The following is a 24,287-nucleotide window of genomic DNA, read 5'->3' as shown; positions in this document are numbered from 1 at the left end:
TTAACCGGAAACGGCAATTTTTTGAATACTAGCCGGGCTTAAATAACAAATTTATTTAAGCCCGGCATTAAAAGTTTCAAAAATTAAACAATCTTTGAAACTTGTTAGAATACACCCTGTACTTTACCCGTTTCCACATCCACATCAACCCGTTTAAAAGCAGGGTTTGAACCCGTGCCCGGCATCAGGCTGATGGCGCCTGCAACAGGAACAATAAAACCTGCGCCGCCATAGGTAAGGACTTCTCTTATGGCCAATCTCCAGCCTGTTGGAACTCCTTTAAGAGCAGGGTTGTCAGAAAGAGAAAGATGAGTTTTAACCATACACATACCCATTTTTGCAAGTTCCGGGTCAGCCTGAATTCTTGTAATAGCAACATTTGCTTCGTTGGAATAATCAACACCATCGGCGCCATAAACTTCCTTAGCAATAAGTTCAATTCTCTCTTTAATAGGCATGTCAAGATCATAAAGAAATTTAAATTCGGATTTTTCTTCACAAGCCGCAACAACAGCTTCTGCAAACTCAATGGCACCATCACCACCATGTTCCCAATGACGGGAAAGAGCGACTCTTGCGCCTTCAGCTTCACAAAGCTCACGAACTTTTTCGATCTCGTTATCTGTATCGGTATAGAATGCATTGATACAAACAACAGGTGCGATACCTGCCTTTCTGACGTTTTTAATATGATGGATAAGATTGCCACAACCATTTGCAACCCATTCAACATTTTCAGACCCATACTCTTCAGGCATGGGTTTGCCAGGCACAGGAACCGGTGCGCCACCATGGCATTTAAGTGCCCTTATGGTTGCCACAACAACGGCACAATTGGGTTTCAGGCCTGAGAAACGGCACTTGAGGTTCCAGAATTTTTCAAACCCAATATCTGCACCAAATCCGGATTCGGTTACATGGTAATCAGCCAGTTTAAGACCAACTCTGTCTGCAATAATGGAGCTCTGACCGATGGCGATATTGGCAAAAGGACCCGCATGAACGATAACGGGCTGTCCTTCAAGGCTCTGTATTAAAGATGGATTAAGCGCATCCACCATCCATGCGGTCATGGCGCCTGCTACCTGAAGGTCTTCAGTGGTAACGGGTTTGCCCTTTTTAGTGTAGGCCACAACAATCTTGCCCATTCTTTCACGCATGTCTTTCAGGTCTGTTGCAACGGCAAGGATGGCCATAACTTCTGAAGATACGGCAATACCGAATTTTGATTTCATCATGAAACCGTCAGCTTTGCCGTTCACACCGTCAATACCGATAATGATATTTCTTAACGCCTGGACGCAAAAATCCATTATCCATCCCATTTCCACTTTTGTGGGATCAATATCCAGCCTTTTCATACCGGACAGTCTGTCAAGCTGCTCGTCTGTATAGTTTCTTTCATGCTGTAGACGGGAAGTCAACGCAACCATTGCCAGGTTGTGGGCATTCATGATGGCATTGATATCTCCTGTGAACCCAAGAGAAAAAGGTGTTAGAGGGATACATTGTGCCAGGCCACCGCCTGCGGCAGACCCCTTGATATTCATTGTTGGTCCGCCGGACGGCTGACGAATCGCTGCACATACATTTTTGCCAATTTTTCCGAGACCCTGGACAAGTCCCATTGCGCATGTCGATTTACCTTCACCAAGGGGTGTTGGTGTGATGGCGGTCACATTAATGTATTTGCCATCTGGTTTATCTTTAAGGCGGTCAAGCACTGCTCTAAAATCTATTTTAGCAATATAGTGACCCTGGGGAAGAAGTTCTTCTTTAGTAAGCCCCAGTTTTTCACCGATTTCATAGATTGTAAGCATTGTTTTTTCTGCGTCTTCTGCAATTTCCCAGTCTAGGTGTTTGGTTGGATCTAACGCCATGATTTACTCCTTAATTGCTGTTGACTCGAAAAATGAGTCGTTAAAAATAAAGTACTGATGAAACCAATATATACATTTTTGGTCATAAAAATTCTAATTGCATAATCTACCTATTAAATAAAAAATAAAAAATCAACTTTTTTCGGCCATACAACTTGAATTTATTAATTAAATTCTATTCAGAGATATACCACATTGTAGGTGGTCTTCAAGAAATCTTAGTTATACTGGGGGTTTTGGCGACCGAGCCACAAAATCATTAAATTTACTCGTCTATTGACAAAAAACCGTACAAATTATAAGTCATATCCTGTTATCAACAAATTAAGAAATGATAAAGGGCACCTGAATGGGAAGATATATCAATTTAGTATTCTCTGAGTTTGATTTAGCTATTCCATTGTCTATGTGTCCTTTTTTAGTAATGTCCAGTCAGTTTAATCTTAACCCCCCCCAACTCATAACTATCTTTAAACTTAGGAGGAAAAAGTGGGATTTGAAATAACCAAAGAAACCTATGCCGGCAGTATCAAAGGCATCACCATAGGAAAAGGTGACAATGCCCTTACCGTCGGCGGACAAACCAGTTATCCTTTTTACCAGTTTGAAGGTGACATGCCCAACAAACCCATCATTGCGATGGAAATCTGGGATATGGAACCCGAAGACTGGCCGGAAGCAGCCCTTGCACCATTTAAAGACGTTGTGTCTGATCCTGCTGCATGGGCCAAAAAATGTGTGGACGAGTATGGTGCACAAGCCATTGTTCTGCAGTTGAAAAGCATTGACCCCAATGACAAGGATGCCGGCGCTGACGATGCCGCTGCAACAGTAAAAAGTGTTCAGGGCGCAATCAATGTCCCCCTGATTATCTGGGGGTGTGCAGTTCCTGCCAAGGATGAAGAAGTCTTGAAAAAGATTTGTGAAGTATGTGAAGGTGAAAACCTGATTCTTGGCCCGGTTGAAGAAAAAAACTACAAAGGTATCGGTGCGGCTGCCATGGGATATGGCCACACCCTCATCTCTTCTTCTCCCATTGATGTCAACCTTGCCAAACAGGTCAACATTCTTCTTGAAAACCTGGGTGTTAAACTTGACAATGTTATTGTCGACCCCACCACCGGTGGACTGGGATATGGACTTGAGTATTCCTATTCTGTAATGGAACGTCTGTCCCAGGCAGCTATGACCCAGGGCGATGACAAACTCCAGAACCCCATGATCAATAACCTGGGAAATGAAGTCTGGAAATGCAAAGAAGCCAAACAGACCGTAGAAGACGCACCCGAACTGGGTGACCCTGAAAGAAGAGCTGTCCTCATGGAAGCCGTTGGGGCGGTATCATACCTGCTTTCAGGTTCCAGCATACTGATGATGCGTCATCCCGAATCCATTAAGCTTGCAAAGGCATTTATCGATCTTATCTCTGACGGCGGTTCTGCCATGGATGTTCCAGCCATTGAAAAACGCCTGGACGATGTGGAGATTGATTTTGCTGCTATAGCTCCTGATGTTGACCTGACCATCGAAGAAGAGAAAAAGAAAGCAGCCCCTGCTAAAAAGGCTGCTCCTGCCAAGGAAGCAGCTCCTAAAGCTGCTGCAGCACCGGCTCCTAAAAAGGAAGAGGCGAAAGCCGCTGCTGCTCCTAAAGAAGAAGCTGCTGCTGCACCTGCTGTAGATCCTGAAGCTGTAGCAAAAGCAAAGGCTGCGGCCGAAGCAAAAGCTAAAGTAGATGCAGAAGTCAAAGCAAAAGCGGATGCAGAAGCCAAGGCTAAAGCTGAAGCAGATGCTAAAGCAAAGGCCGAGGCTGAAGTCAAAGCAAAAGCGGATGCAGAAGCCAAGGCTAAAGCTGAAGAAGCTGCCAAACGTGAAGCTGAAGAAGATGCCATAAGACAAAAAAGAGCAAAAGAACAGGAAGAAAGAGCGGCAAAAGCTAGCACACCCGAGGATAAAAAGGTGACAATGACAGCAGCCAAAACCCAGAAATCCGGCCTGTCTAAATTTAAGAAAATAAGAAGATAATGCAGCTGAAATTCTTCAAATCCGGTGTTAATAAATACAAAATCAGGTTTGAAGATATGAACGCTTTTTAAAAATTAATTGTAGTTTAAATTATGAACTTAGTAACATAATAATATGAGGAGGAACCTCTAATGGCAGAAGAAAAGAAAAAAGTGAAAGCTCCAAAACTTGCTGATCCGATTGCATCTTCCATAGATGTGGCATCACAGGAGATGATAGCCCGATCCCATGAACTCGGGATTGAAACAATTTTTGACAGAGCCCTTACAATGAAGCAATGTGCCATAGGCGTACAGGGCACATGCTGTAAAAACTGTTCCATGGGCCCCTGCCGTCTCCCTCTCCCCAAAGCAGGGATTGAAGGAGAAGACACAAGAAAAGGCCTTTGCGGCGCCACAGCCAACACCATCGCAGCAAGGAACTTTATCAGAATGATCGCCGGCGGTGCAGCCGCCCACTCTGATCATGGCCGCTGTGTAGCAGAAGTCTTTTTATCTGCGGCTCGAAAAGAAACAGAAGCTTATCAGATTAAAGATTTTGATAAACTTATTGAGGTTGCCAAATATCTTGGCGTTGCCACCACTGTTGAAGTGGATGGAGAAGAACTTGACAGAGACCTTGATGAAGTCGCACTTGAAACCGCAGAGGTTGCATTAGGCGAATGGGGCAAGGCTGAAGGAGAAGTCCTGAGCGTAAAGAAAGCGCCCGAAGCCCGCTATGAACTCTGGAAAAAAATGGGCGTGATCCCAAGAAATATCGACAGAGAAATTGTTGAGATCATGCACCGCACCCATATGGGCGTTGACCAGGATTATAAAAACCTGATGAAGCAAGGTACACGTGCAGCTATTGCAGACGGATGGGGCGGCTCCATGCTGGCCACCGATCTTCAGGATATTCTCTTTGGAACACCTTATCCGGTCCAGTCTGAGGCCAACCTTGGCGTCATGAAAGAAGATCATGTCAATATCGTTATTCACGGACATGAGCCTGTTTTATCAGAAATGATTATAGCTGTTGCACAGAAACAAGAGATGCTTGATTATGCCAATAAAAAAGGTGCAGCAGGTATCCAGCTCTCAGGAATCTGTTGTACTGCCAATGAAATGCTTCAGCGCCATGGCGTACCATTATGCGGAACATTTTTACAGCAGGAACTTGCTATCATAACCGGCGCAGTCGATGCCATGGTTGTGGATATTCAGTGTATCATGCAGAACATTGCAAATGTTGCAAAATGTTTCCACACAAAACTGATTACAACCCATCCGATTGCCAAGATGGAGCAGGAAAATGTTATCCATATTGAATTTGATGAGCATCACGCAATTGAAGATGCTGAACGAATTGTTAAAATGGCCATTGATAATTATGAAAACCGCGGTTCAGAAGTTATGATTCCCCAGCACAAAGCACCACTCGTGGCAGGCTTTGCTGTTGAATCCACAGAATATCACCTTGGTGGTTCCTTCCGCGGTACTTACTATACACTCAATGACAACATAATTAATGGACGTATCAGAGGTGTTGCAGGTGTAGTTGGATGTAATAACGCAAGGACTAAACATAATCGTGATCATATCGCCATATGTAAAGAACTGATCAAAAACGATGTGATTGTCCTTACAACCGGATGTACGGCAATTGCCTGTGCCATGGAAGGTCTTCTTATGCCTGAAGCCGCTGCAACGCATGCTGGTGCCGGTCTTGCAGAGGTTTGCGAAACAGTTGGTATTCCTCCCATTCTTCACTTAGGTTCCTGTGTTGACAACAGCCGGATACTTCTGGCAGCAACAGAAGTTGTTAAGGCCGGAGGGCTTGGAAATGACATTTCTGATCTGCCTGCAGCAGGAAGTGCTCCTGAATGGATGAGTGAAAAGGCCATAAGTATTGGTCATTATTTTGTCTCATCCGGTGTTTATACAGTTTTCAGCAACCTGCCCACAACGGGTGCTCCAGTATTCAATGATTATATCTGTAAAGAGTTTGAAGAGCTTTACGGCGGTATGTGGGGTGCTGAACAGGATCCTATTAAACATGCCCATCTCATGATTGCCCATATCGATAAAAAGCGAAAAGAGCTTGGTATCGATAAGGCAAGAGACAGGGTTATGATGGATTTTGCTGCACGACAGGCTCTATAAGGTTAATCCAAAGTTATGTATTGTAAAATTATTATAAAATATAAAATCCTCAACGAAGGAGGAACAAAATGTCAAGATTAATAGCATTTGCTGCCATCCAGGGTGGTTATAAAGTTGTTTCACAGGCAGAAGGAGCATATCAGAAAGCTCTTGCAACCTATAATGCGGATACCAAAGTCGGGTTTCCCAACACCGGATATTTTCTGCCGGTAATATATTCACTTTTCGGCATCAAGGTTGAAACCCTTGAAGATTTGCAGGAACCCTTAGATATTGCCCGGGGACTTCTTCCCCCTCACATTAAAAACAAAAACTGGCTTCCGTTCCTGGGTCCCCTTCTGGACGCTGGAATGGCAGGAATTATATCCTTTGAAGTTATCGAGGCACTCAGATATTTGAATGAGCCGGATTTTTATCTTCACGCAGAAGATCCGGATATTGGAAACGGAAAAATATGGACCGGTGCTGCAGATGATACCATCTTCAGGAAAAGAGGCGTGGAATTTGTTGACGGTACCGCTCCCGGTTTTGCAGCAATAGTAGGCTCTGCACCTGATGTTGAAACCGCCAAAATGATCATTGAAGATTATCAGCAAAGAGGTCTTTACATGTTCCTGGCTGCAAACCATAATGGTACCACCGTTGTTGAGCAGCTTATTGAAGCCGGAGTGCAGGTTGGCTGGAGTACACGAATCGCATGTTTCGGCCCGGATATCTCATCCGCAGTATTTGCAGCAGGTTTTGCAAACAGGGTCGCCATGGCTTTCGGAGGTGTTCAGCCTGGTGATTATAAAAAAATTCTCATGTACAATAAAGAAAGAGTGTTTGCCTTTGTCAATGCTCTGGGCGAAGTTGGAACCGAATGGGGCGTTGCTGCTGCAGGCTGTGTAAACTGGGGTTTTCCAACCATAGCCGATACAGATATTACTGAAATACTTCCTACTGGTATTTGTACATATGAGCATGTTGTCTCTCCTGTTGCCCATAAAGACATCTGCGCAAAGTCAGTTGAAGTCCGTGGACTTAAAACCCTTGTTTCCGAGGTTGATATCTCATGTTCATTCGGTCCTGCTTACGAGGGTGAGCGTGTAAGGGGTGCGGATTTACATGCCCAGTGCGGCGGTGGAAAAACCCAATGCACCGAGCTTGTAAAAATGGCTGACATAGGTGCTATTGAAGATGGAAAGGTCATCCTTGAAGGTCCTGATCTTGATAGCATCAAAGAAGGCGGAACCTTCCCGCTGGGTATCTTTGTACAGATAGCCGGCCGTGAATTCCAGGAAGATTTTGAACCGATTATAGAAAGACAGATCCATCATCTTGTTAACTATATCCAGAGTGTTATGCATATTGGACAACGGGATATTTCCTGGATCAGGATCAGTAAAGCCGCCATTGAAAAAGGCTTTAGCCTGAAAGAAATCGGTACGGTTCTCCATGCAAAATTCCATCAGGATTTTGGTAATATTGTTGATAAGGTTCAGATTACCCTTTACACCAAAAAAGCAGATGTTGACAAACTGACCAAAACTGCAAGGGCTGAATATCAAAAACGTGATTCCCGTGTTGATAATATGGTAGATGAAGATGTTGAAACTTATTATTCCTGCACACTGTGTCAGTCTTTTGCGCCCAACCATGTGTGCTCTGTAAGTCCTGAAAGAACAGGGCTTTGCGGTGCGTACAACTGGATGGACTGTAAAGCTTCCTTTGAAATTAATCCCACAGGTCCCAACCAGCCCATTGAAAAAGGGGAGTGTGTTGATCCGAAACTGGGTCAGTGGAAAGGCGTTAATGACTTTGTATACAAAGCCTCCAGGGGCGCTGTTACCCATTACAACTTCTACTCAATGGTCATTGATCCCATGACAACCTGCGGCTGCTGCGAATGTATTGCTGCCATGCTGCCGGGCTGTAACGGTGTTATGACTGTTGGCCGTGATTATGCAGGTGAAACACCCTGCGGCATGAAGTTTACCACACTTGCCGGCGTTATGGGCGGTGGTGCTTCTTCTCCGGGATTTGTGGGTCATTCCAAGTTCAACATTACCCAGGGTAAATTCATTTTGGGTGACGGCGGACTCTTGAGAATGGTCTGGATGCCAAAGCAGCTCAAAGAAGAGCTCAAAGACAGAATTGTCGCCCGCGGAGAGGCAATGGGTGTTCCGGGACTCTATGACATGATCGCAGATGAAACTGTGGGTATCACCGAAGAGGACATCATGCCCTTCCTCAAGGAAAAAGGTCATCCTGCGCTTGATATGGAATCACTTGTTTAATAATCAGTAAAACAAAAGGTCCGGCAGGTATCACACCAGAATTCATACTGCCGGACCTTTACCATAAAGTTTTTAAAACTTAAGGAGAAGAAAATGGCATTAACCGGTATACAGATATTCAAACTCCTGCCCAAGACAAATTGTAAGGAGTGCGGGGTTCCAACCTGCCTTGCCTTTGCAATGAATCTTGCATCCGGAAAGGCGGAACTGGATGCGTGCCCTTATGTTTCCGACGAAGCAAAAGAGCAGCTGGCAGAAGCATCAGCACCGCCTATCCGTCCTGTTGCTCTGGGGAAAGGTGTACGTAAAACCACAACAGGTGGAGAAACCGTTCTTTACAGACACGAAAAAACATTTTTTAACCCAACCGTTCTTGCAGCGACTGTCTCTTCAGACATTGATACTGCAGAACTTGATAAAGCCCTTAAAGTCTACAACGCCTTCCAGTATGAGCGGGTGGGCTTAAATTTAAGACCTGAACTTCTGGTAGTCAAAGATGCCGGAAACGGTGCCGATGGATTTGCCGCCGTTGCAGGTAAAATCGCCAAAGAATCTGAGTTTAATCTGGTCTTGATGACCCAGGACCTTGATGTCATGAAAGCGGGTATCGAAGCCGCCGGTTTCAAACGTCCGCTGCTCTATGCTGCTACAGCTGACAACGCGGATGACATGGGCGCTCTGGCTAAAGATAATGATCTGCCCCTGGCTGTTAAAGCCGATTCTGTGGATGCGCTCCAGGCGTTGACGGAAAAACTCACCGGCATGGGACTCAAAGATCTTGTTCTTGATCCGGGCTCAAGGGAAATCAAACAGGCCCTTGAAGATCAGGTTGCCATCCGACGTGCTGCCCTTAAAGCATCCAACAAGGCTTTAGGATTTCCCACTATTACCTTTCCGTGCGAAATGGCGTCCAACCTTGATATGGAAACCCTTATTGCCAGCATGTTTGTTGCCAAATACGGCGGCATAGTTGTTATGTCTGATTTTGCGACTGAATCTCTCTTCCCGCTTCTGCTTGAAAGACTCAATATCTATACTGATCCCCAGAGACCTATGACGGTAACAGAAGGTATTTTTGAAATTGGCAACCCGGATGAAAATTCTCCGGTTCTTGTAACCACTAACTTTGCATTGACCTACTTTATTGTTTCCGGTGAAATTGAAGCCAGTAGAGTGCCTGCATGGTTGTTGGTCAAAGACTCTGAGGGCCTTTCCGTTCTGACTGCCTGGGCTGCCGGTAAATTTGGCGGCGATGATGTGGGAATGTTTGTTAAAAAGAGCGGAATAATGGATAAGGTAAAACATAATACCCTCATTATTCCAGGTTATGCTGCTGCCATTGCAGGTGATGTCGAAGAAGAACTTCCCGGCTGGACCATTACGGTTGGACCAAGGGAAGCCGCCCATCTGCCGGCATTCCTGAAAACCCAATAAATAATTTTAAGCCGGGGCTGTTTTACTGCCCCGGCTCAAAAATTAAACCTAATTTAATTTAAAAGGAAAAAAAATGATACTTTTTGGTGAAAGTCTGAACGTCATTTCCAATATCATTGGAAAAGAATTCAAACAAGCTGATCCAGCCATGCGTAACCCAGTACCCATTCAGGAAGAAGTTGTCAGGCAAAAAGAACTGGGTATGGATTACATTGATATCAACCTCGGACCTGCCAAGAAATTCGGTCACGAGCTGATGCCCTGGGTCGTTAATGTTGTTCAGGAAGCAGTTCCAGGAATGCCCCTGCTCCTTGACAGTTCCAACATTGCTGCCATTGAAGCCGGCCTGAAGGTTTGCAAACCTGCAGATAAACCGCATATCATCAACTCTATCATGGTAAGACCTGGAATATATGAAAAGATGGTTCCCCTTGCTGTTGAATATGAAGCGGATTTTGTTGCACTGATGTGGGGCCCTGATGGTATGCCAAGAGATGAAAATGAAAGAGCTGCCCTGGCAGTTGAGCTGCTTTATTTTGCCAACGAAGCAGGTGTTGCCAATGAGAGAATCTGGGTGGATGGCATTGTAACCCCTGTCAACATCCAGCAGCAGCAGTTAATGAGCCTTTTGAATTTCCAGATGATGCTGGAGGACATGGCACCGGGTTCAAAATCAACCTGCGGTCTTTCCAATATCTCCAATGGACCTCCGGAACATCTCCGCGGTATCCTCAACCAGACCTATATGGTTATGCTTGAAAAATACGGGATGAAAGCTGTTATTGCTGATCCCCTTGATAAACAGCAAACCAGTATTGCCAAAGGTGAAAGACAGGATATTGTCGACCTGATTTGCGGTATGATGGACGGTAATCAACCGGATATTGCCAGTCTTGATAAAGAAATGCAGGATTATGCAAAAACCTATAAAGTCATTATGGGTGAAACTCTCTATTCTGATTCATGGCTTGACATTTAACCGTATTACGTATTAAGCGCAAAAAGCCCCTGCCCTTTTAAACAAGGCCGGGGCTTTTTATTTGTATTTCCCATTTGGCCTTTATTTTATAAAAAACTGTCTTATATTTGACTGAAGCTAACCTTTTGTGAGGAGTTAAAAAATTGAATGATCAAATAAAAGATACCTGGTATTATATAATTGTTCAGAACCCGGGAATATCCAATGAACAATTTGTGGGCTATACTGACAAAGAGACAAACGCCACTTTTATTCCGGCCTTTAAAACCAAAGAAATCGCACAGCAATGCTTTCTTGTAATGCCCAAGAATATTATGGATAATAAATATGAGGTCCAGGCCATCATAAAAGAGGACCTGATAAATCAGGCCCAAAAAAACAATTATGACGTTTTTTTGATGGATGACAAGGGACGTATATTAAAAAAAATCACAGGAGACCTGTTTTGAGTTTAAAACTTGCAATCGGCGGCAAAGGCGGTGTTGGGAAAACCACTATCACATCTTTAATAGCCCGATCCATTGCCGCATTAAATAAAGAAACTAAAGTTATTGCCATAGATGCTGACCCGGTTGCCAACCTTGCGGCAGGTCTTGGCATTGATGAATCAAAACCCATCACCCCGGTGTCTGAACTCTCTGATCTCATTGCAGAGCGAACCGGGGCTACGCCCGGCACAATGGGGGGATTCTTTACCTTAAATCCCAAAGTCGATGATATTCCGGATCGTTTTTCCCTGGAAAAGGATGGGGTAAAGCTGCTTGTCATGGGAACGGTTCAACAGGGTGGATCAGGATGTATCTGCCCTGAGGCAGTCATTTTAAAAGCCTTGATGAACCACCTTGTTTTAGCCCGCAATGAAGTAGTGATCATGGATATGGAAGCCGGTGTTGAGCACCTGGGCAGAGCAACCTCAGGATCTGTAGATGCCCTTATCGTGGTTGTAAACCCGGGAAAGAGAAGCCGGGTGGCAGCAGATAAGATAAAAAAGCTTGGCCGGGATATCGGGATCAAAAATATTGTGGTACTGGCAAACAGGGTCAGGAATGAAGAAGATAAAAAGCTGATTAAAGACAGTATGCCGGACTATGAAATATTGGGATTTATTCCGGAAATGGATGAAATTGCTGATGCAGACAGGGATGGAACACGCCCCTATGATGATATCACCCAGATACCTGAAGAATTAATAGAAGTTACAAAAAAACTGATTAAACTGGGGTCATAAGCAGCTTATGGTGCTCCAAATGCTGCTATAGTAGTATCCAGCATCCGATGAGAATATCCCCATTCATTATCAAACCAGGCCTGAATTTTCACCAGCCGCTTTCTGCTGACCCGGGTCTGGTGAAGATCAATAATTGAAGACCGGGAATCATGATTAAAATCACAGGAGACCAGATGTTCACTGGTCACGCCCAGGATATCTTTTAATCCATATTCAGATGCTTTGGTTAACGCATGGTTGACCGCCTGGATATCTGTATCAGATTTTACCATAAGAACGATATCCATAATAGATACATTGGTGGTGGGAACCCTGATAGCCAGTGTTTCAAATTTTCCTTCCATGGAGGGCAATATTTTGGAAATCCCTTTTTCCAGGGCTGTACTAACCGGGATAATGGAGAGCAAAGCCGACCGTGTTTTTCTCAGATCAGGATTGTAGGCGTCAATAACCGGTTGATCATGCATGGCAGAATGAATAGTGGTAATGCTCCCGCTTTCAATTCCAAGTACCTGGTCAAGCACATGAAGAACAGGGATAACGCAATTGGTTGTGCAGGAAGCATTTGAGATGATGGTATGCTCTTTTTTTAAAATATTATGATTAACACCATACACAATGGTGGCATCCATTTTATCTGTTGCGGGCTGTGAAAAAATAACTTTTTTGGCCCCTGAAAGCAGATGCCGCTCAGCAGACTCCCTGTCATTATAAAATCCTGTGCAATCAAGGACTGCATCAATGTTCAGATCTTTCCACGGCAAATTTGCAATATTCTGTTCTTGAAATACGCTTATCCTGTCATTTCCAATAACAAGAAAGCCTTTTTCATGTTCAACATTTAAAAGAAATCTGCCATGGGTTGAATCATATTTGGTCAAATGATAAATGGTCTTTGCATCTGCTGTCTCATTTATGGCAACAAGATTAATTTTGTCATAAAACTTTTCTGATTCATATAAGGCTCTTGTAATACAACGCCCGATCCTGCCATAGCCGTTGATCGCAATATTAATTTTCATTTTTCATCATTTCCATAAGATTTTTGTCTCGCAATGCTTGGAAAACTTCAGCACTTTCAAATTTTCATTCTCAATTAACCATAACTTTGACCTTATAGCACAAACCGGTCCATATTTTAATCATTAATATGCCTGCAGCAGATTCAATATTTCAGGTTCGCATGCCAAAACTTCCCAGATTTTGCAAAGGTTCACAAAATTTCTTGACAGCGGTTTAAAAAGTTGCATATAGTGAAACAAGTTTAAAGGAAATAAACATGCTGGAAAAAAGAATAGCAGATAAAATTAAAAAAATCAGGAAAAGAAAAGGCTATACCCTGGAAGAATTGGGCAGGCTCACAGATCTTTCAAAGGGTCTTTTGTCCAGAATAGAAAACTGTCAGGTTTCCCCCCCCATTGCCACACTGTCCAAGATATCACATGGCCTGGAGGTTCCCATTGGCATTTTCTTTGATACAGAAGAGACAACGGGTGAAGAAGAAGGATATGCCGTGACATTAAAAGGCGACCGCAAACAGATAAACAGAAGGGGGACTACGGCAGAATTAAACTATTATTCGCTGTCAGGTCTGAGGTCTGACAATCTGATAGAACCCTTTATCGTAAAATACCCTGTAATTGAACAAAAACCAACGAAGCTTTATGATCATCCGGGTGAAGAATTTTTATTGGTGCTGCAAGGCAAAATTGACTTTATATATGGGAAAAAAACAATCCGGCTTGAAACAGGCGATTCAATTCATTTTGATCCATCAACTCCCCATCGCGGGCAGAACGCCGGAGAAACTGGAAGTGAATGCCTTGTCATCATTATAGATGGAGGAAAAGAATGAAAGTGCAGATGAAAAAAAGAAGCAGCCTTATGACCCAGGGACCGGAACGTGCCCCTCACCGGTCATTGCTGAGGGCGGATGGTTTCGATGACTGGGAGCTTGAAAGGCCGATCATCGGCATTGCCAATTCCTTTAACGAAATTATCCCGGGGCACATGCATCTGGATAAACTGGTTCAAGCCGTGAAAGCAGGGGTTTATGCAGCCGGAGGAACACCCATGGTATTCAACACCATTGGTGTCTGTGACGGGATTGCCATGAATCATGAGGGTATGAAATACTCGCTGTGCAGCCGGGAACATATTGCCGATTCTCTGGAAATCATGGCCATGGCCCATCCTTTTGACGGGCTTGTACTTCTGGCGTCCTGCGACAAGATTATTCCCGGTATGCTCATCGGTGCAGCAAGATTGAATATTCCTTCCATATTTCTATCAGGTGGCCCCATGATTGCCGGAAAGGTCCTTGGAAACGACACAGGTCTTGATAAGGTGTTTGAGGCGGTAGGAAGCCATGCCGCAGGAAAAATCACCACCAGCAAACTTTTGGAATATGAATGCAATGCCTGCCCGGGACCCGGTTCCTGTTCCGGGATGTTTACGGCCAACACCATGAGTAATCTCAGTGAAGCCCTTGGCATGTCCCTGCCGTTTAACGGCAGCATCCCTGCTGTTTATTCAAGACGGACACACCTTGCAAAGCAAACCGGATTCAAAGCCGTTGAACTGGTCACAAAAAAAATAAACCCCAGAGATATCATGACCAAGGAAGCCTTTTACAATGCCATTGCGATGGATATGGCACTTGGTGGGTCAACCAATACAACGCTACATCTTCCGGCCATTGCCTATTATGCAGATGTGGATATCACGTTAAAAGATTTTAGTGAGTTTACCGAAAAGATTCCCCACCTGACCTCCCTTGCACCTGCCGGCCCCCATCATATTGAAGACCTCTATCATGCCGGCGGCGTACCGGCAATCCTGTCCGAACTGATCCGCGGAAACCGTATCAATGGAAAACAGATGACCGTATATGGCAAAACCATGGAAGAGATGCTGGATGACATTGGGGCGGGAATAAAAAATGCTTCTGTTATCCGATCCCTTGATACTCCTGTTCATGAAACCGGAGGGCTGGCTGTTCTGACAGGGAATCTGGCCCCTGATGGTGCCATTGTTAAACAGGCAGCAGTGGCCGAAAACATGATGAAACATGAGGGCCCTGCAAAAGTTTTTGACAGCGAAGAGGAAGCCGTCAAGGCAATTATGGAAAGAAAAATAGAAAAAGGAATAGTTATCGTCATACGGTATGAAGGACCCAAAGGCGGCCCGGGGATGAGAGAAATGTTATCTGCCACATCAGCCGTTGTCGGAACAGGCATGGACAAAAAAGTTGCCCTGATTACCGACGGGCGGTTTTCAGGGGCCACACGGGGGGCAGCCATCGGGCATATTTCTCCTGAAGCTGCTGCAAAAGGTCCCATTGCCATTGTCAAAGATGGTGACATGATTGAGATTGACATTCCCGCAAAGAAAATAAATCTCAAACTGTCTGACCGGGAAATCCAGAAAAGAATCGACGGGCTGCCTGATTTTACCCCTAAGATCAATACCGGCTATCTGGCCAGATACGCAAAAATTGTTTCCAGTGCAGATAAAGGAGCCGTTTTTCCAAAATAATTTTTTTAAACCACCCTAGTTTTAAGGAGAATTTACAATGAAAACCCGTTTGGCTTTTACGTTGGCTGTTACCCTGCTTTTCTTTTCCAGCAACGCTCTGGCTGTCACAAAAATCAAGCTGGGGGTTGCAACCAAGCCCGGCAGCGCTCAGAATATCGCTGCTGAAAAATTCAAAGAGCTGATTGAGCAGCGTTCAAACAAAAAATTTGAGGTTAAAATCTATCACTCAGCCTCCCTTGGTAATGAGACTGAAATTCTTCAGCAGGTCCAGATGGGTACCATCCAGATGGCCATTATCACAGGCGGTCCGTTTGACACCTTTGATCCCATTACCCGGGTTGTCAACTATCCGTTTCTTTTCAAAGACAATGCCCAGGCAGATAAAATTCTTGACGGTCCCCTGGGGGCACAGGTACTCAAAAGCCTTGAAAGCTCTGGGTTTAAGGGCTTAAGTTTTTCTGAAAACGGTTTTAGGAACCTGACCAACAGCAAACGCCCGGTCAAAAGTCCCGATGATATCCGGGGTCTCAAAGTCAGGGTCATGGCTTCCGCTATTCACAAGGCAATCTGGAAAGCACTTGGGGCCAATCCAACCCCCATGCCCTGGCCGATTTATACGGAACTTGAGCAAAAGGTGATTGACGGACAGGAAAACCCGCTGTGGGTCATGGAAGTGTATAAATTTTATGAAATTCAAAAATATATGACGCTTTCCCGCCATGTTTACTCATACCACATAGACGTTGCATCTCTCAAATGGTGGAAAACCCTTGATAAAACTGATCAGGATATGATCCAGAAGGCCATATATGAAGCAGCCGTATACCAGCGAAACGATAATCGGTCAAAAGATGCGGATCGCCTTACACTGTTAAAGGAAAAAGGCATGCAGATTGTTGAGAATCCTGACATTGATGCATTCCGGGCCAAAGTCGCCGATCTAAAGGATATGAACATTTACAAAGACCCGAAAGTACAGGATATGCTCTTGAAAATTATGGAAGCCGTTAAATAGTGCTCGAGCGGAGACAGTATGATTGAAAAAGCAAGCTATCGTATCAACCAGTGGATAGAATACATGTTGTTTGGTCTGGGCTTCACCATGACCCTGATTGTTGCAGTCCAGGTGTTTTTTCGATATGTACTGAACCATTCTTTGTTCTGGTCAGAGGAGCTTGCCCGGTTTCTTCTGGTATGGCTGACTTTCCTGGGGGCGTCCAGTGCATATTACCGAAAGGTCAACCCGGGAGTTGATTTTCTTTACGCAAAACTAAGTCCGCTGCTGAGAAAACTATCGTCAATATGTACCCATCTGGCATCCATGGCCCTGTTTATTGTCATGATCATCTATGGATATCAGTTTGCCTGGTTTGTTCGCCTGCAAATCTCTCCTGCGCTCCAGATACCCAAATGGATTATCTTGAGTATTATTCCCATCAGTGGCGTCATTCTGATGATCCACGCCGTAACCTTTCTTTTTGCTGAATTAAAGGCAGATCCCCATGACCACTGAAGTCCTGCTTCTATCACTTCTTTTTCTTTTTGCCATCAACACACCCATTGCCATTGCCATCGGTGTGGCGTCTGTTACGGCAATTCTGATACAAGGTGATTTCAGTCTGATGATGGTGGTGCAACGCATGTTTAGCGGTACAGACTCCTTTCATCTCATGGCCGTTCCGCTTTTCATGTTCACCGGGACCATCATGGAGGCCGGAGGCATCAGCCGCCGGATCATTGATTTTGCCAATGCTCTTGTGGGCTGGCTTCCCGGCGGGCTCGCTGCTGTAACGATTGTGGCTGCCATGTTTTTTGCAGGTATTTCAGGCTCTGCTGCTGCTGATGCCGCTGCTGTCGGTGCCATTTTGATACCGGCCATGAAAAAATCCGGGTATGAATCTGACTTTGCGGCAGCTGTCCAGGCCTCGGGCGGATCAATCGGTGTGATCATTCCGCCTTCCATCCCCATGATTATCTTTGGCTTCCTGACAGGGGCGTCCATTGGCCGTCTTTTTGCCGCCGGTATTCTGCCCGGTATTCTGATAGGAGTCTCTTTGATCAGTGTTGCCACGTTTATTTCCTGGCAAAAAGGCTACTCTGCAACCATAGCGTTCTCATTCAAAGAAATATGGCGGACATTCAAACGGTCTCTTCTGGCAATGGGGGCCCCGATGATTATTCTGGGTGGGATCCTGTTCGGAATTTTCACAGCTACGGAATCCGCAGCAATTGCCGTTGTGTATGCCATGGTTGTCGGCCTGTTTGTTTACAAAAAAATAAAAATAAAAGACCTTTTCCCCCTGTTCCTCAGCGGCTCTATAACATCTGCCATTGTCATGTTTATTATTGCTACTGCCTCTGTATTCAGCTGGATTGCAGCGATTGAGGACATTCCGGCTCAGATGGCCGGAACCCTGCTGGAATTGTCTACCAACCCCGTTATTCTGCTTCTGCTGATAAATATGGTTCTGCTGATTGCCGGAACATTTGTTGAAACAACAGCAGCGCTCATACTGCTGGTGCCAATGATCACAGCCATGCAGCCGGCCCTGGGTATCGACATGATTCAGCTCGGTGTCATCGTTGTTACAAATCTTGCCATCGGCATGCTGACGCCCCCTATGGGCATATGTCTGATTGTTTCATGTTCCATATCCAATGACAGTATTGCCGCCATCAGCAAACGCATCCTGCCTTTCCTTGGAATATTAATTGTAGACCTTTTGATCATAACCTTTTATTCTCCAATTACCATGTGGATGGCAAACTTAGTGATAAAATAAAAACACATAAAGGGAAATTATGGACATTACATTTATTGGTTCAGGTGCAATGGGAGGCCTTTTTGGATATTTTCTGGCACGATCGGGACAAAATGTTTTTCTCATGGATATATGGGAAGATCATGTAAGTGCCATCAATTCCCAGGGCCTTGGAGTTGAATTCGATGGAAAAATAAACCGGATGGATATCCCTGCCTCAAGCGATATGAACGATATCCGAAAATCAGATCTGGTGATTATTTTTGTAAAATCCACACAGACCGAACAAGCCGCTGTTCAAGCCTTGAAATATTTAAAGGATGAAGGCCTTGTATTAACCCTTCAAAACGGAATGGGCAATGCAGATAAAATTTCACAGGTTGTGCATCCTGACAAGGTCATCGCAGGGACGACCTCCCACGGGGCAACCATACTGGGCCCGGGACTCATCCGCCATGCAGGTGCCGGCCCTACGCTGATCGGTATGTGGTCAGAAAAAAACAACACAGAACTTGCAACCGTCAAAAATGTATTTTGCAATGCAGGTATTGACACCAGAATAGAGGATAATATACATCTGATAATCTGGAAGAAACTGATCATTAATGTGGGGATCAATGCCATTACGGCTCTGACAGGGATAAAAAACGGCAAAATAATGGATTCTCCCCCCACAGGAGAACTTGTCCGTATGGTTGTAAAAGAAGCTTGTGATGTGGCACTGGCCCATGGGATGAAACTTCCGGATGATATTGTGGATCAGGTATTCACCATTGCAACGGCAACCGGTCTCAACCGGTCATCCATGGGACAGGATGTAGACCATAAGCGGCTAACTGAAATTGATGCTATCAATGGTGCCATCGTCAGCCTGGCACAAAAAAAGGGGATGCGTGTTCCCGCAAACCAGACATTGACGGCACTGGTGCAAACACTGCAAACAAATTATAAAGAAGGAGAAAAGTAAAATGGGCAACAAAAAAATAACCATCCAGGATATCAAGCAGGCCAAAAAAGAGCATCGAAAAATTGTGATGGTTACTGCCTATGATTATCCCTTCGGATTAATGGCAGATGAGGCCGGTGTGGATATTGTTCTGGTGGGAGACTCTCTGGGAATGGTGGTCATGGGGCTTGACGGTACGGTTGAGGTGACTATGGAACATATGATACACCATACCAGGGCGGTGACTCGCGGATGCAAGACAGCGCTTGTTATCGGAGATATGCCGTTTATGAGTTACAACACCTCTGTCCGAGACGCCATTATCAATGCCGGCCGACTGATGAAAGAAGGCGGATGTGATGTTGTCAAGCTGGAAGGCGGTGTCGATTTTGCCCCCACTATTGAAGCCATTGTAAAGGCGGGAATCCCTGTCCAGGGCCATATCGGGCTGACGCCCCAGACTGCCAGTGCCCTTGGCGGGTTCAAGATGCAGGGCAAGGATGCCCAGGCTGCCAAACGTATTGTTGATGATGCTAAAGCCCTGGAGGATGCCGGTGTCTTTTCCATGATCCTTGAAGCGGTTCCCGCACCCCTTGGAGAAATTGTTGCAGAGGCTGTCAGTGTCCCGGTTATCGGGATAGGAGCCGGCAGTCAGGTGGACGGCCAGGTGCTGGTCACCCATGATATGATTGGGCTGTTTGATAAATTTACACCCAAATTTGTCAAACAATACACAAAGATCAGACCCACGATTATAGATGCCATGAAAGCCTATAAAGAAGACGTCATCAACCAGGCCTTTCCGGCTCAGGAACATTCCTTTACCATGCCGGATAAGGCGCTGGAGGAATTGAAAAAAAGGCTCCGGGAATAAAAAATTATTTTTTCAATAGTTCCAGAGCAGTATCATATCGTTTTACAATGACTTCCCATGAAAACTGTTCCAGCTCTATGGACAATCTTTTTTGCAGCGGCAAATAGTCTTGATAATTTACAAGCATGTCTTCCAACCTTGTTATCAGGTCTTCTTTTGTCTGATATAAAATTTTGGAATGAAATTCTTTGGGCATGATCTCGGGATAAGACAACCGGTCTGGCAGCAGTGGGATACAACCAAATCTGACTGCCTCGACAATGGAAATGCCAAAATTCTCCTGAATGGCACAGCTCACAACGATTGCCCCTTTTTCTAACCAGGATAGATAGTTGTCTCTTGATTCAACATACCCGTAAACAACGATTTCATCTTTAAATTTTTCCTGTGCCCGGCTAAACACCTCAGGAAAACTGGCAAGCCTTTCCCCCAGCAGGGCCAGGGAAAAAGGAATGTTCTTTTCTTTCAGACGGCCCAAAACTTCAAAAAAAAATTCCGGGTTCTTATCATATTCCCATCGGTGGTTCCATATGATCAACGGATGTTTCAATTCCCGTTCTTTCAACTCAACCCTGCCCTTTTTAAACCGGCAGCCCGGATAAACCACCTCTGTCTTTTCCCTGATTTGTTCAATCATCCAACTTGGCCTGGAATCCGGCATCTGTTTGATCAACAGGCTTGCCGATCCCATAAAATCATTAAAATGAAATTGGGAATTAAAAAAGACCTTATCCGCAGCAAGTGCCGAAATAATATTGGTAAACCCCAGGTGAAAATCACGTTTCTGCCTGGGGCTCAATGGATAGGACAATTGATTTTCATGAAAATACATCAATACGGGAGGAAGATCTTTCCCTGCAAGAGACATAAAATCTGTTAAATCCAGCATATCAGTGGTGATAATTGCGTCAAACACTGAAAAATCTTTGACGTGATTGACAAAATAGAGGGCTGCCCCTCTCATGCGCCATTTCCAAAATCTGTCCGGAAGCGTCACAAGTGTCACATCATGACAGGAGTGGGCTTTAAAACCCAATGCAAAATCTTTATGAGAGCCGCCGAAAAAAGGTTCGAGAAACAGAATTTTCATAATAAAATATTTACAATTTATGCTTGATGGGCTGCATATTCATCCAGAGGAATAACCCTGATCCCATGTCTTTACCGTATAGTCTTTGGGAAGATGCGCAGTACCTTTGACACATTGAATGCCGGTTTCCTTATGAACTTGCTCAATAATTTTATCGATATTTTCACAAAACCCACCGTCTTTGGCAACCCAGCCGTCAGTTGTCTTTTTAGCAAAGGTACATGTGCAGAAATGAATAACCTCAGCTCCCTTGGCCTTGAGTATTTTGGATAAATTGACCGTGACATCACCCGGACACCGGCAGGTAAAAACACCAGCCGGGATACAATCCTCATAAGTTGCAAATCCCTCTTTCTTTTCCATCAGACACCGAAAACAGTTGGTCAAAGGACATCTATCCATATTGTTTTCACACCGAATAATAGCTACGTTTGTCATTTAAAACCCCTTTTTTTGCTTCCATTTAGTCACTGTTTATAATTTAAAGCAGCCGCCATAGCAACAGCTTTAAGTCTTTTATCAACAGGCCGCAACTTTACCTGACCTAATTGAGTTGATGCTAAAAGATGTATATCAACAAAGCCCATTGCCATGCAAATGATAAAAACCTCATCAATCATTTCATTTTTTCCCTTATACAAATTGCTATTTTCTCCTTTTAAATATTATCCCAAAACCTGGAAAAAACATAGGTGTCCTTTTCCGATATTCAATATATTCTTGACCCAGTCGCTTTTCAAGTTCTGGCTCCTCAATTGATTTTAGTTCCCAAAAGTTAATAAAAATAAAAAAAGGGGTGAATACAATGAGAAGGAAAACAGATCCGAATAATACACCAAAACCGAAAAACAGAGAGAATACACCGGTTAACATTGGATTCCGTGTATAAGCATATGGGCCGGTCGTTACTAATTTGGGAGGAGGATTGAAGGGAACCGGAGTGCCCTTTGCTTTAAGAAAATTTTGAACCGACCATCCTATTAAAAATAAAGCGAGCAAAAAAATGGGTAAAGATAAAATTATATTTAGCGGATTTGGGAATATGCTGGTAAGGCCTGCTAATCTGTCTACATATAAGGCTGTGACGATAAAAACAAATATTAATAGACCATAGAAAATTGCCCCTATCGGTGTGAAAAAGTTGCGAACATTTCTGCTGCCTGTCGCAACATTATACAAAACATCAATCCATTTGGTTTTAAGGGTCATGATTCTAATCCCGTTTAAAGTCCAAACCTATTTCATATAACGGTTGAGCCCACCCGCCGCTCCAAAAGCTTCCGCAGTATGTGACTGAGCTTCGGGCGGTCGGGTGGAGCGATTTATTATACCTTTTTAAAATTTTTATAAAATACCCAAGCATCCTTTTGTGGATTTTATGCCAGTTGCTTACCAGCTCCTGGACCCGGCGCGACCCCGTAAATTTCTTCAATTTTTAAAATAACCGCGCCCTTGGATTTGAGGGGAAATCCGGCCTTGGCACCTAAATCTTCGATCCATTGGGCGGTTTCTTCATACCGTGTTCCACTGGTTTCAATGGTGATTGTTCCTTTTAGCTGATAGCCTTCGTGTCCTTCCCAGTATGTGACTGACACCCGTGGATTTGATTTCATGTTGGACAGGGTTTTGTTAAGAAATTGATCGGAGATAAGAATGGTCTCATCATCAATAATTTTTTTTGCGCCCACTGGTACAACATTGGGGGTGCCGTCTAAGGTTGAAGTCCCGAGGGCAACAGCGCCCACTTTTTCAAATAGTTCCTTCATTCTATCAGTCATTTGTGCCATAGTCATAATCTCCTCTTAATTCAATTAGGAATTTTGGTTAAAAACTTAAATTTTTGTAAAAAGATGCCTCCTGCCATAAGTAGTGCTTCAGAAACAGCATGTGTTAATCTTGTTAGAAAATGCATCAGTATTAAACCTAATACAAGAACTTTCAAATTATCAAAGAACAAGAAACAAAATTCGCATAGTATAACGTTTGGGTAACGGACAGCAAGGGTTTCCAAAAAAGTTGATTGAAAGCACATTATTTAAAAGTTTTTCAACCTTTAAAAAGAAGGAAACCCTTGCTGTCCGGTTCACCCTTTGGTTAGCTTTTATTTGGTCAGGGCCTCATATTCCACTTATTTTACTGTCGATAATTTTTCGTGCTTCATTGATTAACACTGGTAAACGTTTTTTAATACTGGAAATAAAACTTCGGTCCACAGGGTTATGCATTTCATGGGGAATCCCTAAAAAAGTACAGTATTGTCTAAGTGAATTTTGAGTAACAGGTGCTTTCCCGTGGCTCATAAGATGTCTTAATAATTTGGCTTCTGTTTTAGGATCTGGTGGATTTGTCGAATCATGATAAATTGGATAAACAGCATTATTGTTTGTGTCAGGATGTTCAGTTTCTATTATCTGAAAAAGTAAATTTATTTTGGCTGCTAATGGAATGTCTGGGGAAAATGCTAAAGTCCAGAGCCTTAGGTGCACAGTGATGTCATTTGCATCCCATTGCTGGCGTTCAATATTTTCTGGGAGTTGTTTAACAGCTTGTAGCATCATTTTCAAGTCGCTAAACCCTGTAAAAGAACCATCGTTATTTTCGATTGAGATGAGGTCATATTTTATTCTTGCTCCGGTAACAAAGAATAGTCTATCTACTTCTCTCTGCAAAAAGAAAAATGAATCATATTCGTTTGATCCAGAGGGGAGTTCTACTGTTAGATAAGTCTTATCATTTTGTTCAATAGTACAATTTCCTGGAAAAACCTTAAGAAGCTGGTCAGCATTAAAATGTGCCATATCTTGTATTATATATTTTATTTTCATTTCATTATCCTAATTAAGGGTACGTTTTTCTATTCATGAAAAGCTAACGGCAAGGATAACATGCTGAAAAAGCTTACAAAATATGGCTAAAAAGCGAAGAAAGATAAATAAACAACAAAATTTGTAAAAATCAAAAACGGCCAAGCTTTTTCAGTCAGGGTTCATCCTTTTGATAATCATTGAGCCTTTCCTTTGCAGCAGCATATCATTATGCTGCAAAAGGCGATTAATCTTTAAACAAAGGAGAAGACTCAATGAAATTCTATACTAAGCAACATGATTATTAT

General features: G+C 43.8%; 22 protein-coding genes. 14 read left to right on the top strand and 8 right to left on the bottom strand.

What is annotated here, in order from left to right; all coding sequences use genetic code 11:
- Window positions 1-104: 104 nt before the first annotated feature.
- Entirely contained in the window at window positions 105-1,880 is a 1,776-nt protein-coding gene (locus tag HGJ91_RS03545; protein ID WP_291346320.1) for a formate--tetrahydrofolate ligase, read from the bottom strand.
- A 489-nt stretch (window positions 1,881-2,369) separates the two neighbouring features.
- Between HGJ91_RS03545 and HGJ91_RS03540 the strand changes: the two genes are divergently transcribed.
- The 7 genes from HGJ91_RS03540 (at window position 2,370) to HGJ91_RS03510 (ending at window position 11,966) form a co-directional block, all read left to right on the top strand.
- On the top strand, window positions 2,370-3,902 hold the full coding sequence (locus HGJ91_RS03540) for an acetyl-CoA decarbonylase/synthase complex subunit delta (RefSeq protein ID WP_291346319.1): 1,533 nt from the start codon (window positions 2,370-2,372) through the stop codon (window positions 3,900-3,902).
- 131 nt (window positions 3,903-4,033) lie between these two features.
- Complete coding sequence (gene cooS / locus HGJ91_RS03535; RefSeq protein ID WP_291346318.1) at window positions 4,034-6,046, top strand: anaerobic carbon-monoxide dehydrogenase catalytic subunit; 2,013 nt, start codon at window positions 4,034-4,036, stop codon at window positions 6,044-6,046.
- Between the two features lie 68 nt (window positions 6,047-6,114).
- Window positions 6,115-8,325, top strand: a complete 2,211-nt coding sequence (gene acsB / locus HGJ91_RS03530; protein ID WP_291346317.1) for an acetyl-CoA decarbonylase/synthase complex subunit alpha/beta — start codon at window positions 6,115-6,117, stop codon at window positions 8,323-8,325.
- Window positions 8,326-8,418: 93 nt separating this feature from the next.
- Window positions 8,419-9,759, top strand: a complete 1,341-nt coding sequence (acsC, locus tag HGJ91_RS03525) for an acetyl-CoA decarbonylase/synthase complex subunit gamma (RefSeq protein WP_291346316.1) — start codon at window positions 8,419-8,421, stop codon at window positions 9,757-9,759.
- Window positions 9,760-9,832: 73 nt separating this feature from the next.
- Window positions 9,833-10,738 carry a dihydropteroate synthase gene (locus HGJ91_RS03520; RefSeq protein WP_291346315.1) on the top strand — a complete coding sequence of 302 codons (906 nt, stop codon included), beginning with the start codon at window positions 9,833-9,835 and terminating at the stop codon, window positions 10,736-10,738.
- A 143-nt stretch (window positions 10,739-10,881) separates the two neighbouring features.
- A complete protein-coding gene (locus HGJ91_RS03515; protein WP_291346314.1) occupies window positions 10,882-11,187 on the top strand; it encodes a hypothetical protein in 306 nt (101 codons plus the stop codon).
- Window positions 11,184-11,966 carry an AAA family ATPase gene (locus HGJ91_RS03510; RefSeq protein ID WP_291346313.1) on the top strand — a complete coding sequence of 261 codons (783 nt, stop codon included), beginning with the start codon at window positions 11,184-11,186 and terminating at the stop codon, window positions 11,964-11,966. The genes HGJ91_RS03515 and HGJ91_RS03510 overlap by 4 nt, the downstream gene beginning before the upstream one ends.
- A gap of 5 nt (window positions 11,967-11,971) precedes the next feature.
- On the opposite strand, the gene gap is transcribed toward HGJ91_RS03510, so the two are convergent.
- Complete coding sequence (gap, locus tag HGJ91_RS03505; RefSeq protein WP_291346312.1) at window positions 11,972-12,988, bottom strand: type I glyceraldehyde-3-phosphate dehydrogenase; 1,017 nt, start codon at window positions 12,986-12,988, stop codon at window positions 11,972-11,974.
- A gap of 257 nt (window positions 12,989-13,245) precedes the next feature.
- Here gap and HGJ91_RS03500 point away from each other — a divergent pair, with 257 nt between their 5' ends.
- The 7 genes from HGJ91_RS03500 to panB are packed head-to-tail and all read left to right on the top strand — an operon-like array spanning window position 13,246 to window position 20,085.
- Window positions 13,246-13,821, top strand: coding sequence for a helix-turn-helix domain-containing protein (locus tag HGJ91_RS03500; protein WP_291346311.1), 576 nt, complete (start codon window positions 13,246-13,248; stop codon window positions 13,819-13,821).
- Entirely contained in the window at window positions 13,818-15,503 is a 1,686-nt protein-coding gene (ilvD, locus tag HGJ91_RS03495) for a dihydroxy-acid dehydratase (protein ID WP_291346310.1), read from the top strand. Before HGJ91_RS03500 ends, ilvD begins: the two co-directional genes overlap by 4 nt.
- Window positions 15,504-15,540: 37 nt before the next feature.
- Window positions 15,541-16,518, top strand: coding sequence for a TRAP transporter substrate-binding protein (locus HGJ91_RS03490; RefSeq protein ID WP_291346309.1), 978 nt, complete (start codon window positions 15,541-15,543; stop codon window positions 16,516-16,518).
- A gap of 18 nt (window positions 16,519-16,536) precedes the next feature.
- The gene (locus HGJ91_RS03485) at window positions 16,537-17,016 is read left to right on the top strand and encodes a TRAP transporter small permease (RefSeq protein ID WP_291346308.1); all 480 of its coding nucleotides are present in this window, start codon (window positions 16,537-16,539) and stop codon (window positions 17,014-17,016) included.
- Window positions 17,006-18,286 (top strand): TRAP transporter large permease, encoded by a 1,281-nt coding sequence (locus HGJ91_RS03480; RefSeq protein ID WP_291346307.1) that lies wholly within the window; start codon window positions 17,006-17,008, stop codon window positions 18,284-18,286. The genes HGJ91_RS03485 and HGJ91_RS03480 overlap by 11 nt, the downstream gene beginning before the upstream one ends.
- Window positions 18,287-18,305: 19 nt before the next feature.
- Entirely contained in the window at window positions 18,306-19,232 is a 927-nt protein-coding gene (locus HGJ91_RS03475; protein ID WP_291346306.1) for a ketopantoate reductase family protein, read from the top strand.
- Window position 19,233: 1 nt separating this feature from the next.
- Window positions 19,234-20,085, top strand: coding sequence for a 3-methyl-2-oxobutanoate hydroxymethyltransferase (panB, locus tag HGJ91_RS03470; protein WP_291346305.1), 852 nt, complete (start codon window positions 19,234-19,236; stop codon window positions 20,083-20,085).
- A gap of 4 nt (window positions 20,086-20,089) precedes the next feature.
- Here the strand turns inward: panB and HGJ91_RS03465 are convergent, their stop codons facing one another.
- The 6 genes from HGJ91_RS03465 to HGJ91_RS03440 all read right to left on the bottom strand — a co-directional run bounded on the left by HGJ91_RS03465 (window position 20,090) and on the right by HGJ91_RS03440 (window position 24,000).
- A complete protein-coding gene (locus HGJ91_RS03465; protein WP_291346304.1) occupies window positions 20,090-21,175 on the bottom strand; it encodes a DUF3524 domain-containing protein in 1,086 nt (361 codons plus the stop codon).
- Between the two features lie 39 nt (window positions 21,176-21,214).
- Window positions 21,215-21,613, bottom strand: a complete 399-nt coding sequence (locus tag HGJ91_RS03460) for a CGGC domain-containing protein (RefSeq protein ID WP_291346303.1) — start codon at window positions 21,611-21,613, stop codon at window positions 21,215-21,217.
- A 29-nt stretch (window positions 21,614-21,642) separates the two neighbouring features.
- Window positions 21,643-21,816, bottom strand: a complete 174-nt coding sequence (locus HGJ91_RS03455) for a hypothetical protein (protein ID WP_291346302.1) — start codon at window positions 21,814-21,816, stop codon at window positions 21,643-21,645.
- 4 nt (window positions 21,817-21,820) lie between these two features.
- The gene (locus tag HGJ91_RS03450; RefSeq protein WP_291346301.1) at window positions 21,821-22,384 is read right to left on the bottom strand and encodes an isoprenylcysteine carboxylmethyltransferase family protein; all 564 of its coding nucleotides are present in this window, start codon (window positions 22,382-22,384) and stop codon (window positions 21,821-21,823) included.
- A gap of 167 nt (window positions 22,385-22,551) precedes the next feature.
- Window positions 22,552-22,962: a pyridoxamine 5'-phosphate oxidase family protein gene (locus tag HGJ91_RS03445; RefSeq protein ID WP_291346300.1), complete on the bottom strand. Its 411-nt coding sequence runs from the start codon at window positions 22,960-22,962 to the stop codon at window positions 22,552-22,554.
- 330 nt (window positions 22,963-23,292) lie between these two features.
- On the bottom strand, window positions 23,293-24,000 hold the full coding sequence (locus HGJ91_RS03440) for a hypothetical protein (protein ID WP_291346299.1): 708 nt from the start codon (window positions 23,998-24,000) through the stop codon (window positions 23,293-23,295).
- Window positions 24,001-24,287: the final 287 nt, after the last annotated feature.

The organism is Desulfobacula sp., assembly GCF_014237455.1.
In the GTDB taxonomy this organism is placed as follows: Bacteria; Desulfobacterota; Desulfobacteria; order Desulfobacterales; family Desulfobacteraceae; genus Desulfobacula.
This window is presented reverse-complemented; position numbering and strand designations above follow the sequence as displayed.